This is a genomic window from Kosakonia sp. CCTCC M2018092, assembly GCF_003864115.1.
Lineage (GTDB): Bacteria > Pseudomonadota > Gammaproteobacteria > Enterobacterales > Enterobacteriaceae > Kosakonia > Kosakonia cowanii.
Genome location: NZ_CP034225.1, coordinates 781,003 through 794,171, shown reverse-complemented (window position 1 = coordinate 794,171; position 13,169 = coordinate 781,003). Strand labels below are relative to the sequence as shown.

General features: G+C 56.7%; 13 protein-coding genes. 4 read left to right on the top strand and 9 right to left on the bottom strand.

What is annotated here, in order from left to right; all coding sequences use genetic code 11:
* Nucleotides 1-3: 3 nt before the first annotated feature.
* Complete coding sequence (dsbC, locus tag EH164_RS03695; RefSeq protein ID WP_124967329.1) at nucleotides 4-714, bottom strand: bifunctional protein-disulfide isomerase/oxidoreductase DsbC; 711 nt, start codon at nucleotides 712-714, stop codon at nucleotides 4-6.
* A 24-nt stretch (nucleotides 715-738) separates the two neighbouring features.
* Nucleotides 739-1,635 carry a site-specific tyrosine recombinase XerD gene (gene xerD / locus EH164_RS03690; RefSeq protein WP_023480693.1) on the bottom strand — a complete coding sequence of 299 codons (897 nt, stop codon included), beginning with the start codon at nucleotides 1,633-1,635 and terminating at the stop codon, nucleotides 739-741.
* Between the two features lie 99 nt (nucleotides 1,636-1,734).
* Between xerD and fldB the strand changes: the two genes are divergently transcribed.
* On the top strand, nucleotides 1,735-2,256 hold the full coding sequence (gene fldB / locus EH164_RS03685) for a flavodoxin FldB (protein ID WP_124967328.1): 522 nt from the start codon (nucleotides 1,735-1,737) through the stop codon (nucleotides 2,254-2,256).
* 17 nt (nucleotides 2,257-2,273) lie between these two features.
* On the opposite strand, the gene EH164_RS03680 is transcribed toward fldB, so the two are convergent.
* Together EH164_RS03680 and sdhE are read right to left on the bottom strand one after the other, a co-directional pair.
* On the bottom strand, nucleotides 2,274-2,690 hold the full coding sequence (locus EH164_RS03680; protein WP_023480882.1) for a protein YgfX: 417 nt from the start codon (nucleotides 2,688-2,690) through the stop codon (nucleotides 2,274-2,276).
* Complete coding sequence (gene sdhE, locus EH164_RS03675) at nucleotides 2,671-2,937, bottom strand: FAD assembly factor SdhE (protein ID WP_023480982.1); 267 nt, start codon at nucleotides 2,935-2,937, stop codon at nucleotides 2,671-2,673. Before sdhE ends, EH164_RS03680 begins: the two co-directional genes overlap by 20 nt.
* A gap of 247 nt (nucleotides 2,938-3,184) precedes the next feature.
* On the opposite strand from sdhE, the gene ygfZ reads away from it, so the two are divergent.
* Nucleotides 3,185-4,165 carry a tRNA-modifying protein YgfZ gene (gene ygfZ / locus EH164_RS03670; protein WP_124967327.1) on the top strand — a complete coding sequence of 327 codons (981 nt, stop codon included), beginning with the start codon at nucleotides 3,185-3,187 and terminating at the stop codon, nucleotides 4,163-4,165.
* Nucleotides 4,166-4,215: 50 nt separating this feature from the next.
* Here ygfZ and EH164_RS03665 read toward each other — a convergent pair whose 3' ends face one another.
* A complete protein-coding gene (locus EH164_RS03665) occupies nucleotides 4,216-4,875 on the bottom strand; it encodes a hemolysin III family protein (RefSeq protein WP_124967326.1) in 660 nt (219 codons plus the stop codon).
* A 226-nt stretch (nucleotides 4,876-5,101) separates the two neighbouring features.
* Here EH164_RS03665 and EH164_RS03660 point away from each other — a divergent pair, with 226 nt between their 5' ends.
* Together EH164_RS03660 and EH164_RS03655 are read left to right on the top strand one after the other, a co-directional pair.
* Complete coding sequence (locus EH164_RS03660; protein ID WP_124971247.1) at nucleotides 5,102-5,830, top strand: MurR/RpiR family transcriptional regulator; 729 nt, start codon at nucleotides 5,102-5,104, stop codon at nucleotides 5,828-5,830.
* 116 nt (nucleotides 5,831-5,946) lie between these two features.
* The gene (locus EH164_RS03655; protein ID WP_124967325.1) at nucleotides 5,947-7,380 is read left to right on the top strand and encodes a 6-phospho-beta-glucosidase; all 1,434 of its coding nucleotides are present in this window, start codon (nucleotides 5,947-5,949) and stop codon (nucleotides 7,378-7,380) included.
* Nucleotides 7,381-7,566: 186 nt separating this feature from the next.
* Here EH164_RS03655 and EH164_RS03650 read toward each other — a convergent pair whose 3' ends face one another.
* The 4 genes from EH164_RS03650 to gcvT all read right to left on the bottom strand — a co-directional run bounded on the left by EH164_RS03650 (nucleotide 7,567) and on the right by gcvT (nucleotide 12,884).
* A complete protein-coding gene (locus EH164_RS03650; protein ID WP_124967324.1) occupies nucleotides 7,567-8,310 on the bottom strand; it encodes an SDR family oxidoreductase in 744 nt (247 codons plus the stop codon).
* A 60-nt stretch (nucleotides 8,311-8,370) separates the two neighbouring features.
* The gene (gcvP, locus tag EH164_RS03645; RefSeq protein ID WP_124967323.1) at nucleotides 8,371-11,244 is read right to left on the bottom strand and encodes an aminomethyl-transferring glycine dehydrogenase; all 2,874 of its coding nucleotides are present in this window, start codon (nucleotides 11,242-11,244) and stop codon (nucleotides 8,371-8,373) included.
* A gap of 131 nt (nucleotides 11,245-11,375) precedes the next feature.
* Nucleotides 11,376-11,765 (bottom strand): glycine cleavage system protein GcvH, encoded by a 390-nt coding sequence (gene gcvH, locus EH164_RS03640; protein ID WP_023481002.1) that lies wholly within the window; start codon nucleotides 11,763-11,765, stop codon nucleotides 11,376-11,378.
* Between the two features lie 24 nt (nucleotides 11,766-11,789).
* Entirely contained in the window at nucleotides 11,790-12,884 is a 1,095-nt protein-coding gene (gene gcvT / locus EH164_RS03635) for a glycine cleavage system aminomethyltransferase GcvT (protein WP_124967322.1), read from the bottom strand.
* Nucleotides 12,885-13,169: the final 285 nt, after the last annotated feature.

Below are 13,169 nucleotides of genomic sequence, written 5' to 3'. Positions count from 1 at the left end.
GGATTACTTACCGCCCGTCGCTTTCTGGTGCTGGTCGAGGAAGGCTTTCATCTCGGCGGGTGCCTGGTAGCCCGGCACAACGTAGCCATCGTTCAGCACAATGGCTGGCGTACCGTTTACGCCAAACTGCACGCCCAGCGCGTAGTGGTTAGCGATGCTGATATCGCAGCTGGCAGGCTTAACACCTTTGCCTGCCATTGCATCATCAAAGGCTTTCTTCGGATCTTTCGCGCACCAAATCGCCTTCATCTCTTTTTCTACATCGCTCGGCACGCCCTGGCGCGGGAAGGCAAGGTAACGCACGGTAATACCCAGTGCGTTGTAGTCGGCCATTTCACTGTGCAGCTTCTGGCAGTAGCCGCAGGTGATATCGGTAAAGACGGTGATGACATGCTTCTCTTGCGGCGCTTTGTAGACAATCATCTCTTTTTCCAGCGCGTTAAGATGCGGCAGCAGCATTTTGCTGGTGACGTTGACCGGCTGCGCGCCGCTGACGTCATACATCGGCCCCTGAATAATATGTTTGCCATCTTCGGTGACATAGAGCACGCCGCTGTTGGTCATCACGGCTTTCATTCCGGCAACGGGAGCGGGCATGATGTCGGAACTCTGTACACCCAGCTTCGCCAGCGACTGCTTGATCGACGCATCATCGGCATGGGCCGCGCCGGTGAACGCAGCCAGCAGGGTGAACATGATTAAACCTTTTTTCATAACAGATCCTTAGATTGTCAGCACTCACGCCCGCGGGTGGTGCTGTTGATGAAGCTTGCGCAGCCGCTCGGTGGCGACATGCGTATAAATTTGCGTTGTCGAGAGATCCTGATGCCCCAGCAGCATCTGCACCACGCGCAGATCCGCGCCGTGGTTGAGCAAATGCGTGGCAAAAGCATGACGCAGGACGTGGGGCGAGAGCTTTTCGCTGTCGATCCCTGCAAGCACCGCATAGTGCTTGATGCGATGCCAGAAAGTCTGGCGCGTCATCTGTTGCCCACGCTGGCTCGGGAACAGCACATCAATCGAAGCACCGTTAAGCAGCCACGGACGCCCATATTCAAGATAGTGCTCAACCCAGTAGATCGCCTCTTCGCCCAGCGGCACCAGACGCTCTTTGTTGCCTTTACCGATAACCCGCAGCACGCCCTGGCGCAGGCTGATATCGCTCATCGTCAGCCCTACCAGTTCCGTCACGCGAAGGCCGGTCGCATACAACACCTCAAGCATGGCTTTATCGCGTAACTCCAGCGGTTGGTCAACCACCGGTGCCTGTAACAACCGGCCAACCTGCGTTTCGCTTAAGTCTTTCGGCAGGCGCTGCGGCAACTTAGGAGAGGCCAGCTGGGCGCTCGGGTCATCCTGGCGCAGCTTTTCGCGATAGAGATACTGAAAAAAACGCCGCACGGCGCTCAGCAGACGCGCCGAACTGGTGGCTTTATAGCCCCCTTCGACGCGTTCGGCGAGCAGTGCCTGCAACTCGTCGCTCTGCGCGCGCTCCAGGCTGCTGCCCCGATGATGAAGCCACTCCACAACACCCTTCAGATCGCGACGATAGGCGCTGAGAGTGTTTTCCGCCAGGTTGTTCTCCAGCCAGAGCGCATCAAGAAATTGTTCGATACGTGCGAGATCTTCTTCCATCCGCCCTCTCCTTCTCTCAATCGCTGCATTATGCCTGATTGAGACCTGATTCTGGTACACTGCGTGCAAAGACACATCAAGAACCGAGATGTTTACGTTATGAATATTGGTCTGTTTTATGGTTCCAGCACCTGCTACACCGAAATGGCGGCGGAGAAGATTCGCGACATTATCGGGCCGGAACTGGTCACGCTACACAATCTGAAAGACGATGCTCCCACCCTGATGGAGCAGTATGATGCGCTGATCCTCGGCATTCCGACCTGGGATTTTGGCGAACTGCAGGAAGACTGGGAGGCCGTCTGGGAGATGCTCGACACGCTCAACCTTGATGGCAAAATTGTGGCGCTCTACGGCATGGGCGACCAGCTCGGCTACGGCGAATGGTTCCTCGACGCACTGGGCATGCTGCATGACAAGCTGGCACCGAAAGGCGTCAACTTCGTCGGTTACTGGCCGACCGAAGGCTACGAGTTTACCAGCAACAAACCGATTATTGCCGACGGGCAGCTATTTGTCGGCCTGGCGCTGGATGAGACCAACCAGTATGACCTGAGCGACGCGCGCCTCGAAGCGTGGTGCGAGCAGATCCTGACGGAGATGGCAGAGCGCTTCGCCTGACCTCTGCGACGTTGCCTTTAGTGCAGCCCCTGCGCCGGTTTTTGTAAAATCATCCGGCGCAGATCGCGCCACTCCTGCGCATCCATACTGTCTGCCGCCAGCCAGAGATGCTGGCGACGCCCATCTTCCTCGCGACGCAATCGCAGCATCATTCCGCTACGCAGCATCCAGGGCGTACCGACAATATCCCACTCCTCACCCTGCCAGCGCAGGCGCGAATCCATCAGCAGCTTAATCTCGCCATGACAGGCGTTGATGCGCCGTTGGCTCCGTACGGAGTCAAACACCACCAGCGAAAGCAGCAGCAGCCATACAGGCGTGTAGCTCAGCGGCCAGGGCATCAGCAAGATGAGGGCGGCTACGAATCCGTGGAGCAGTAAGGAGAGCCACTGTGCGCGCCAGGAGACGCGTAACTCAGATTGCCACAGGACCACGATCCCGATTCCGTGTCTGGATTAACTGCACCATTCTTTGCAACTCCGCATCCTGTGGCTTGCCGTGGTTCATAAGCCAGTTAAATAAATCGGGATCGTCATTTTCTAGCAGGCGGACAAAGAGACGTTTGTCATCATCGCTTAGCGAATCGTACTCATGTTCGAAAAAAGGCATGATGGAAATATCGAGTTCGCGCATTCCGCGACGGCAAGCCCAGTGAATACGGGCCTTGTTAGTAATATCCATGTGTATCTCCCTGTTCGGCATGATGGGGCACATTGTAACGTGTTTTTAATATATCTTTTGCGGAATATTTCGCTGCTCGAGCCGGCTTCCAGAATAATTCCACTTCTCTGCAACGATTTCATTCCGCTGCGTAATATCTCGCAATGCCATCACAATGGCACAAATCGCATGCTTTATCGCTTGCAATGGACACCGGCTCTTTTACCATTAACACCCAACACAGCGTTAAGCTAATCAGGACATTAATATGGCTTTTACTCCTTTTCCTCCGCGCCAGCCGACCGCCTCTTCACGTCTGCCGCTGACGCTTATGACGCTCGATGACTGGGCGCTGGCAACCATTACCGGGGCCGATAGCGAGAAGTATCTGCAGGGCCAGGTGACGGCAGATGTCTCGACACTGGCGGCCAATCAGCATCTGCTGGCGGCGCACTGTGATTCTAAAGGCAAAATGTGGAGCAATATGCGGTTGTTCCACGATAAAGAGGGGTTCGCGTGGCTGTTGCGCCGCAGCGTGCGTGAAACCCAGCTGCGCGAGCTGAAAAAATATGCCGTCTTCTCCAAAGTGACTATCGCGGCGGACGACGAGCGCGTTCTGCTTGGTGTAGCCGGTTTCCAGGCGCGGGCCGCGCTGGCGAATCTCTTCTCCACCCTGCCGGAGAGCGAAAGTCAGGTCGTGCAGGAGGGTGAAACCACGCTGCTGTGGTTTGCTCATCCCGCTGAACGCTTCCTGTTAGTGACCGATGCCGCCACGGCCGAAATGGTCACCGAGAAGCTGCGCGGCGAAGCCCAGTTCAATAACAGCCAGCAGTGGCTGGCGTTGAATATCGAAGCGGGTCTGCCGGTCATTGATGAAGCGAATGTCGCGCAGTTTATTCCGCAGGCGACCAACCTGCAGGCGCTGGGCGGCATCAGCTTTAAGAAAGGGTGCTATACCGGCCAGGAGATGGTGGCGCGAGCAAAATTCCGCGGAGCCAATAAACGCGCGCTGTGGTATCTGGCAGGAACCGCCAGCCGCGTTCCGGAAGCGGGAGAAGATCTCGAGCGTAAGATGGGCGACAACTGGCGTCGCACCGGCACCGTACTGGCTGCCGCACAGCTGGATGACGGGCGCGTGATTGTTCAGGTGGTGATGAATAATGACATGGAGCCGGACAGCGTGTTCCGCGTGCGCGAGGATGCTAATACGTTGAGCATTGAGCCGCTGCCCTACTCGCTCGAAGAGTAAGCGGTTCTGAGCCGGGCAAGGCATCTGCCCGCCCGGCCACCACGCAGGGTTTAAATCTGGCCGACGTAAAGATAGATCGCGAGGAAGTGGCAGACGCTCCCGCCAAGGACAAAGCCGTGCCAGATGGCATGGTTGTAGGGAATACGTTTACAGACGTAAAAAATGACGCCAAGCGAGTAGATCAGGCCGCCCACGGCAAGCAGCGTGACGCCGCCCGGTGAAAGACGCGTGGCAAGCTGGTAAATCACCACCAGCGAGAGCCAACCCATCGCCAGATAGGTGACCAGTGACAGCACCTTAAAGCGGTGCGCGATCGTCAGCTTAAACAGGATGCCCAGCAGCGCGAGGCCCCAGATAACCACCATCAGCCCGCGTGCCAGCGGTGAATCCAGGCCGACCAGCAGGAACGGCGTGTAGGTACCCGCAATCAGCAGATAGATAGCGCAGTGGTCAAATTTCTTCAGCCATATTTTGGCGCGGGGATGCGGAACGGCGTGGTAGAGCGTTGAGGCCAGAAACAGCAGGATCATGCTGCCGCCATAAAGCGCATAACTGGTGATGGCAAGCGTACTGGCATGGGTGTCGGCTGCCTGTCCCAGCAGCAGCACTAGCCCGACAATCCCGAACACCAGCCCGATACCGTGACTGATGCTGTTGGCAATCTCCTCTGCCAGTGTATATCCCTGTGCGATTAATGGTTTTTTGACCATAGGTAACTCCAGGAGAACTCAAAAACGTTGCGCTACTAGAGTAACTGAGAATAATTCCAGTGCACACCTGTACGCTAAAATATTTCGCATATGAATGTGTAACTGCCTGAGGTTCGGCTAAAAGTCGGGGCGCGCGAGCCGCAGTTGTGGCAGCATGAGACACATTTGCAGGCAGGCCCGACGAGGGCTGGCTACATTATCAGCAGCAAAGGACACCGCCGTGACGATGTTTACCCACTCTGCCATCGCCAGCCTCAACACCCTGGAGATGATGGTCTACAACTTTGTGGTCAAAAACCGCGACAAAGTGATGTATATGACGATCCGCGAGCTGGCCGACGCGGCGGGCGTCTCGACCACCACGGTGCTGCGCTTTTGCCGCAAGCTTAACTGCGAGGGGTATTCCGAGTTTCGCGTGCGCTTTAAATTGTATCTGGAACAGAACGAGCCGCCGCAGGCTAATTTCGGTGCCAGCGAAGTAATCAGCTTTTTTAAAAGCGTTAATAACGACGAATTCGATAAATTACTCGATAGCACCGTCGAGATAATATTATCCTCCGAGCGCATTATCTTCGTCGGAGCAGGCACCTCAGGGGCACTGGCGAAATATGGCGCACGATTTTTCTCAAATATTGGCAAATTCAGTAACCATATCGACGATCCCTATTTCCCGGTGACCAACGATATGGCGAAAAATGCGCTGGCAATTGTGCTCTCTGTCTCTGGAGAAACCGAGGAGATCCTGCGTTTTGCCAGCCAGTTCAGCCTGCATCACTGCAAAGTCCTCTCGATTACCAGTCACGAACATTCGCGTCTGGCGAAACTCGCGGATTACAATATCTCCTGGCACGTGCCGCAAATGCGTATTTCCGGCGGGTACGATATTACGACGCAAATTCCGGTGGTTTATATTCTCGAGTCGCTGGGGCGTAAACTGGCGAAGAAAATAGCATAAAAAAACAGGGTGTTTTTTCGGTGTAACAAATTACCGCAGCGGCAATTTGTTATATCGTGACATTCATTTCCCCTTTGCTAGACTCGTTGGCAGCCAATATGACGAGAAGAGCAACGATGAAAAAATTGACCTTACCGAAAGATTTCTTGTGGGGCGGCGCCGTTGCCGCGCATCAGGTAGAAGGCGGCTGGAACAAAGGCGGCAAAGGCCCGAGCATCTGCGACGTACTGACCGGCGGTGCACACGGCGTCCCGCGTGAAATCACGTCGCAAGTGGAAGCGGGAAAATACTACCCGAACCATGAGGCCGTTGATTTTCATGGTCATTACAAAGAGGACATCAAACTCTTTGCCGAGATGGGCTTCAAATGTTTCCGAACTTCAATTGCCTGGACCCGCATCTTCCCGCAGGGCGATGAGTTGCAGCCCAATGAAGAGGGTCTGAAATTCTACGACGATGTGTTTGATGAGCTGCTGAAGTACAACATCGAGCCGGTGATTACCCTCTCCCACTTTGAGATGCCGCTGCACCTGGTGCAGGAGTACGGCGGCTGGACCAACCGTAAAGTGGTTGATTTCTTTGTGCGTTTCGCCGAAGTAGTGTTTGAGCGTTACAAAAACAAGGTCAAATACTGGATGACCTTCAACGAGATCAACAACCAGCGCAACTGGCGCGCGCCGCTGTTCGGCTACTGCTGCTCCGGCGTGGTCTATACCGAGCACGAAAATCCGGAAGAGACGATGTACCAGGTGCTGCATCACCAGTTTGTCGCCAGCGCGATGGCGGTGAAGATTGGTCACCGCATCAACCCGTCGATGCAGATCGGCTGCATGCTGGCGATGGTGCCGCTCTATCCCTTCTCCTGTAAGCCTGAAGATGTGATGTACGCGCAGGAATCAATGCGCGAGCGTTATGTCTTTACCGATGTTCAGCTGCGCGGTTACTACCCCTCCTATGTGCTTAACGAGTGGGAGCGTCGCGGCTTTAACATCAAAATGGAAGCCGGGGATGAAGCGATCCTGCGCGAAGGGTGCTGCGACTACCTGGGCTTCAGCTACTACATGACCAACGCGGTGAAAGCCGAAGGCGGCTCGGGCGATGCGCTCTCCGGTTTCCAGGGCAGCGTGCCGAACCCGCACGTGAAAGCCTCCGACTGGGGCTGGCAGATTGACCCGGTTGGCCTGCGCTACGCCCTTTGCGAGCTGTATGAGCGCTACCAGAAACCGCTGTTTATCGTTGAAAACGGCTTCGGCGCCTACGACAAAGTCGAAGAGGATGGCAGCATTAACGATGATTACCGCATCGATTATCTGCGCGCGCATGTGAAAGAGATGGTCGAAGCCGTCACCTATGATGGCGTCGATCTAATGGGTTACACCCCGTGGGGCTGCATTGACTGCGTCTCCTTCACCACCGGCCAGTACAGCAAGCGCTACGGCTTTATCTACGTGAACAAGCACGACGACGGCACCGGCGATATGTCGCGCTCACGCAAGAAGAGCTTTAACTGGTACAAGGAAGTGATCGCCAGCAACGGCGAGAACGTGTGATCTATTGAGGCGTTGCCGGATGGCGGCTACGCCTTATCCGGCCTGGGACGGATTGCATCACGTTTGGCGTTGCCGGATGGCGGCTGCGCCTTATCCGGCCTACGACAGATTTGCACCACGTTTGGGCGTTGCGCTGCATTCGATTTGTAGGCCTGATAAGCGAAGCGCCATCAGGCATAAAAAACGCTACTTTCCCCCGGCCAGATCGATAAAGCTTCCTGTCACATAGGAGGCTTTATCGCTTAACAGCCAGGCAATCGCCTGCGCCACCTCTTCCGGCTGCCCGCCGCGCTGCATCGGAATGGCGCTGCTGACGCGATCGACGCGTCCCGGTTCGCCGCCGCTGGCATGCATCTCCGTATAAATAAACCCTGGACGCACGCCGTTGACGCGGATGCCGCTTGCCGCCACCTCCAGCGACAGGCCGGTGGTTAAACTATCTACCGCTCCTTTTGACGCCGCATAATCAACATACTCCCCCGGTGAGCCAAGCCGTGCCGCGGCTGACGAGACATTCACAATCGCGCCGCCCTGCCCGCCATGCTGCGTCGACATGCGCTTTACCGCTTCACGACAGCAGAGGAAATAGCCCGTCACATTCGTCGCCAGCACCTGGTTGATGCGCGCCGCGCTCAGCGCTTCCACCCGGCTCTGCTGAAACAGAATCCCGGCATTATTAACCAGCGCGGTCAGCTGCAGCCCCTCTTCGTCAATGCGCGCAAACATCGCTTCAACCTGACTTTCATCACTGATATCCGCCTGCACTACAAACGCTTTGCCGCCCAGCGCAAGGATCGCTGTTACCACCTCATCAGCGGCGTCACGCTGACGATGATAATTCACTGCGACGGTATAGCCCTCTTGCGCCAGTAACAGCGCGGTGGCTCGACCAATTCCCCGGCTTGCGCCGCTTACTAAGGCAATTGCCATGATCTTCTCCCAAATAGAAAGGGCGCCGAAGCGCCCTTAAAAGATAGTGGAATCAAGCGATTATTGATATTCGCTCATCGGCACGCAGGAGCAGAAGAGATTCCGGTCGCCATAAACATCATCCAGTCGTTTCACGGTCGGCCAGTATTTATTTACCGCGCCCGCCGGGAAGACTGCCAGCTCGCGGCTGTAGGCGTGGTTCCACTCACTCACCAGCTCATGCTGGACGTGCGGCGCATTGACCAGCGGGTTATCTTCCAGCGTCCACTCGCCCTGTTTCACGCGCTCAATCTCAGCGCGGATCGCCAGCATCGCGTCGATAAAGCGATCCAGTTCGGCTTTGCTTTCAGACTCTGTCGGTTCAACCATCAGCGTACCGGCAACCGGGAAGGACATGGTCGGTGCGTGGAAACCGTAGTCAATCAGGCGCTTGGCGATATCTAGCTCGCTGATGCCGGTCTCCTCTTTCAGCGGGCGAATATCGAGAATGCACTCATGCGCCACGCGTCCATCACGGCCGGTGTAGAGCACCGGGAAGGCCTCTTTCAGGCGGCTGGCGATATAGTTGGCGTTGAGGATCGCCACCTGGCTCGCCTTTTTCAGCCCCTCGGCACCCATCATGCGGATATACATCCAGCTGATCGGCAGGATCGACGCGCTGCCAAACGGTGCAGCGGAAACCGCGCCCTGGCGCGTCAGCATGCCTTCAATTTGCACTACGCTGTGACCCGGAACAAACGGTGCCAGATGCGCTTTCACACCAATCGGCCCCATGCCCGGGCCACCGCCGCCGTGCGGGATACAGAAGGTTTTATGCAGGTTGAGGTGCGACACATCGGCACCAATAAAGCCCGGAGAGGTAATGCCAACCTGCGCGTTCATGTTCGCGCCATCGAGGTAAACCTGACCACCAAACTGATGCACCACTTCGCACACTTCGCGGATCGTCTCTTCATAGACGCCGTGCGTTGACGGGTAGGTCACCATAATGCAGGAGAGGTTTTCGCCCGCCTGCTCCGCTTTCGCGCGCAGATCAGCCAGATCAATATTGCCATTCTTATCGCAGGCCACGACCACTACCTGCATACCCGCCATCTGCGCCGAAGCCGGGTTGGTGCCGTGGGCAGAGCTTGGGATCAGGCAGATATCGCGATGCCCTTCATTGCGGCTTTCGTGATAGTGGCGGATCGCCAGCAGACCAGCGTATTCGCCCTGCGCGCCGGAGTTCGGCTGCATACAGAGCGCATCGTAACCGGTCAGTTTCACCAGCCAGTCGGAGAGCTGCGCGATCATCTGGTGATAACCTTCCGCCTGCTCCGGCGGGCAGAACGGGTGCAGTTCCGCAAATTCCGGCCAGGTGATCGGGATCATCTCTGCCGCGGCGTTGAGCTTCATGGTGCAGGAACCGAGCGGGATCATCGCCTGGTTGAGCGCCAAATCTTTGCGCTCCAGCGAGTGCATATAGCGCATCATCTCAGTTTCGCTGTGGTAGCGATTGAACACCGGGTGGCTGAGGATTGCATCGTCGCGCACCATTTCAGCCGGCAGAGAGCGGCTGTCGAGGGCAACCTCTTTATCCAGCGCGTCGATCTCAAGGCCATGTGCGTCGCCGAGCAGAACGCTGAACAGCGCCAGCACATCGTCGCGGGTGGTGGTTTCATCCAGCATAATGCCGACAGCGTTGAGAATGTCGCTGCGCAGGTTGATTTCATGGGCTTCCGCACGCGCCAACACTGCGGCTTTATCCGCGACTTCAACGCAGAGCGTGTCGAAGTAGTGCGCGTGGCGCAGTTTCAGGCCGCCGCGCTGCAGGCCAGCGGCGAGAATATCGGTCAGGCGATGGATGCGCCCGGCAATACGTTTCAGCCCTTCAGGGCCATGGAATACCGCATAGAGGCTGGCAATATTGGCCAGCAGCACCTGCGAAGTACAAATATTGGAGTTGGCTTTTTCGCGGCGAATATGCTGCTCGCGGGTCTGCATCGCCATGCGCAGCGCCGTGTTACCGGCCGCGTCTTTGGAGACGCCGATAATGCGCCCCGGCATGGAGCGTTTGAATTCATCTTTCGCGGCAAAGAAGGCGGCATGCGGGCCGCCGTAGCCCATCGGCACGCCGAAGCGCTGCGCGGAGCCGAAAACAATGTCGGCGCCCTGTTTGCCCGGCGCGGTCAGGTGCACCAGCGCCATCAGATCGGCGGCAACGCTGACCACGATTTTGCGCGATTTTAACTCGGCAATCAGCGCGCTGTAGTTGTGCACTTCGCCGGTGGTGCCCACCTGTTGCAACAGCACGCCAAAGAGATCCTGGTGATCGAGGGCTTTCTCTGCCTCATCGACAATCACCTCAAAGCCGAAGGTTTCGGCACGGGTGCGCACCACATCCAGCGTTTGCGGGTGGACATCAGCTGCGACGAAGAAGCGGTTCGCGCCTTTCAGTTTGCTGACGCGTTTTGCCATCGCCATCGCTTCAGCGGCGGCGGTCGCTTCATCCAGCAGCGAAGCGGAGGCGATATCGAGGCCGGTCAGATCGAGCGTGACCTGCTGGAAATTGAGCAGGGATTCAAGACGCCCCTGCGACACTTCCGGCTGGTAAGGTGTGTAAGCGGTGTACCAGCCCGGGTTCTCCAGCATGTTACGCAGGATCACCGGTGGTAGCTGCACGGCGGTGTAACCCATGCCAATGTAAGACTTAAAGCGCTTGTTACGGCGGGCCAGGGTTTTCAGTTCAGCGAGCGCGGCATATTCGGTGGTGGACTCCCCCACCTGCGGCGGTGCGGCGAGCTGAATATCTTTCGGCACGATCTGCCCGATCAGCGCGTCGAGCGATTCTGCGCCGACGCTGTTCAGCATCTCCTGCTGTTGCGTGGTGTCCGGGCCAATATGCCTGCCGATAAACGCGGCGTGATGTTCAAGCTGGCTTAAAGTCTGAGTCATGAGCGAGGGTTCCTGAAACGTGCGGTAATAGATAAAACGAAGGACTGGCTTGCCGGGAAGCGCGACGCTTCACCGGCCTGTTGATAGACATCGATGCTGGCCGGAGACGCGTCGCGCCATCCGGCACACCATTATTCGTCTTCTAACAGCGCGCTATAGCCGGTTGCGTCTAACAGCGCTTCGACTTCCGCCTCATCGTTGGCCTTGATTTTGAAGATCCAGCCTTCGCCATACGGCGCGCTGTTTACCAGCTCCGGCGAATCATTCAGGCTGTCGTTGACCGCAACGATTTCACCGCCAATCGGCGCATAAATATCAGATGCCGCTTTTACCGACTCCGCCACGGCGCAGTCGTCGCCAGCGCTGACGGTGGTGCCGACGTCCGGCAGGTCAACAAACACCATATCGCCCAGCAGCTCTTGCGCATGCTCGGTGATACCAACGGTATAGCTGCCATCCGCTTCTTTACGCAGCCACTCGTGTTCTTTGCTGTATTTCAGATCGCCTGGTACATTGCTCATTGTTTTCTCTCCAGAAAAATAACGTTACGCGACCGCTTTACCGGCGCGCACAAAAACAGGTTTGGTGACTTTGACCGGCATTTCGCGGTTGCGGATCTGCACCACGGCGGTCTCGCCGATCCCTGCCGGAACGCGGGCCAGCGCAATGCTGTAGCCAAGGGTCGGCGAGAAGGTGCCGCTGGTGATCACCCCTTTCTGCACATTGCCCTGCGCATCGGTAAAGTGCACCGGCAGTTCATTACGCAGTACGCCTTTTTCGGTCATCACCAGGCCAACCAACTGCTCGGTGCCTTTTTCGCGCTGCTGCTCAAGGGCATCACGTCCAATAAAGTCGCGATCCTGCGGCTCCCAGGCGATGGTCCAGCCCATGTTGGCTGCCAGCGGCGAGACGCCTTCATCCATCTCCTGGCCGTAGAGGTTCATGCCCGCTTCCAGGCGCAGCGTATCGCGCGCGCCGAGCCCGCAGGGTTTTACGCCCGCATTCAGCAGGCCTTGCCAGAAGTCGGCGGCTTTTTCATTCGGCAGGGCAATTTCATACCCGGCTTCACCGGTGTAACCGGTGGTGGCAATAAAGAGATCGCCCGCTTCCACGCCGAAGAAGGGTTTCATGCCAGAGACCGCTTCGCGCTGCGCGTCGGTAAACAGGCTGGCGGCTTTCTCCTGCGCATGCGGGCCCTGTACCGCGATCAGCGAGAGATCGTCGCGCACGGTGATGTCGATGCTATAAGGTTCGGCGTGTTGGGAAATCCAGGAGAGGTCTTTTTCGCGGGTGGCGGAGTTAACAACGAGGCGGAAGAAATCTTCGGTGAAGTAGTAGACGATCAAATCATCAATCACGCCGCCCGAGGCATTAAGCATACCGCTGTAGAGCGCTTTGCCGGGCTTAGTTAACTTCGCTACATCGTTTGCCAGCAGATAACGCAGAAATTCGCGGGTCCGGCTGCCTTTCAGGTCAACGATGGTCATGTGTGAAACATCAAACATGCCGGCGTCGGAGCGCACTGCGTGGTGCTCATCAAGCTGCGAGCCGTAATGCAGGGGCATCATCCAGCCGTGGAAGTCGACCATGCGGGCGCCGCATTGAGTATGTTGTTCAAATAAAGGGGTCTGCTGAGCCATCTTTTCCTCATCGAATACGCTGAGCTATCACGTTTTTCGCAACGCCTTTCCGGCGGCAAAAAAGCGTGTTGATGCCCTGTTACAGGCGGTGACGCAAACGTTCTCTTTGGCCTGAACTTATCACCGAAAGGTGCGCTTAACCATAAGGAAAAACCGGTCATCACATTAGCTTATGACCAAAACGCTCTGAGATAACCGCAGTGGAATATAGTGAAAAATCCCCACAAACCGAGAATAAAAGGTCAGTTATGCGCGCTTACCGGGCTGGTAATTAGCATTTACTGC

What these genes read in the sequence shown, in the direction of transcription:
- ygfZ (WP_124967327.1), top strand. Translation starts at nt 3,185, where the DNA reads ATGGCTTTTACTCCTTTTCCTCCGCGCCAGCCGACCGCCTCTTCACGT.
- sdhE (WP_023480982.1), bottom strand. Translation starts at nt 2,937, where the DNA reads ATGGATATTACTAACAAGGCCCGTATTCACTGGGCTTGCCGTCGCGGA.
- dsbC (WP_124967329.1), bottom strand. Translation starts at nt 714, where the DNA reads ATGAAAAAAGGTTTAATCATGTTCACCCTGCTGGCTGCGTTCACCGGC.
- gcvT (WP_124967322.1), bottom strand. Translation starts at nt 12,884, where the DNA reads ATGGCTCAGCAGACCCCTTTATTTGAACAACATACTCAATGCGGCGCC.
- EH164_RS03665 (WP_124967326.1), bottom strand. Translation starts at nt 4,875, where the DNA reads ATGGTCAAAAAACCATTAATCGCACAGGGATATACACTGGCAGAGGAG.
- EH164_RS03650 (WP_124967324.1), bottom strand. Translation starts at nt 8,310, where the DNA reads ATGGCAATTGCCTTAGTAAGCGGCGCAAGCCGGGGAATTGGTCGAGCC.
- gcvP (WP_124967323.1), bottom strand. Translation starts at nt 11,244, where the DNA reads ATGACTCAGACTTTAAGCCAGCTTGAACATCACGCCGCGTTTATCGGC.
- xerD (WP_023480693.1), bottom strand. Translation starts at nt 1,635, where the DNA reads ATGGAAGAAGATCTCGCACGTATCGAACAATTTCTTGATGCGCTCTGG.
- fldB (WP_124967328.1), top strand. Translation starts at nt 1,735, where the DNA reads ATGAATATTGGTCTGTTTTATGGTTCCAGCACCTGCTACACCGAAATG.
- EH164_RS03655 (WP_124967325.1), top strand. Translation starts at nt 5,947, where the DNA reads ATGAAAAAATTGACCTTACCGAAAGATTTCTTGTGGGGCGGCGCCGTT.
- EH164_RS03660 (WP_124971247.1), top strand. Translation starts at nt 5,102, where the DNA reads ATGTTTACCCACTCTGCCATCGCCAGCCTCAACACCCTGGAGATGATG.
- gcvH (WP_023481002.1), bottom strand. Translation starts at nt 11,765, where the DNA reads ATGAGCAATGTACCAGGCGATCTGAAATACAGCAAAGAACACGAGTGG.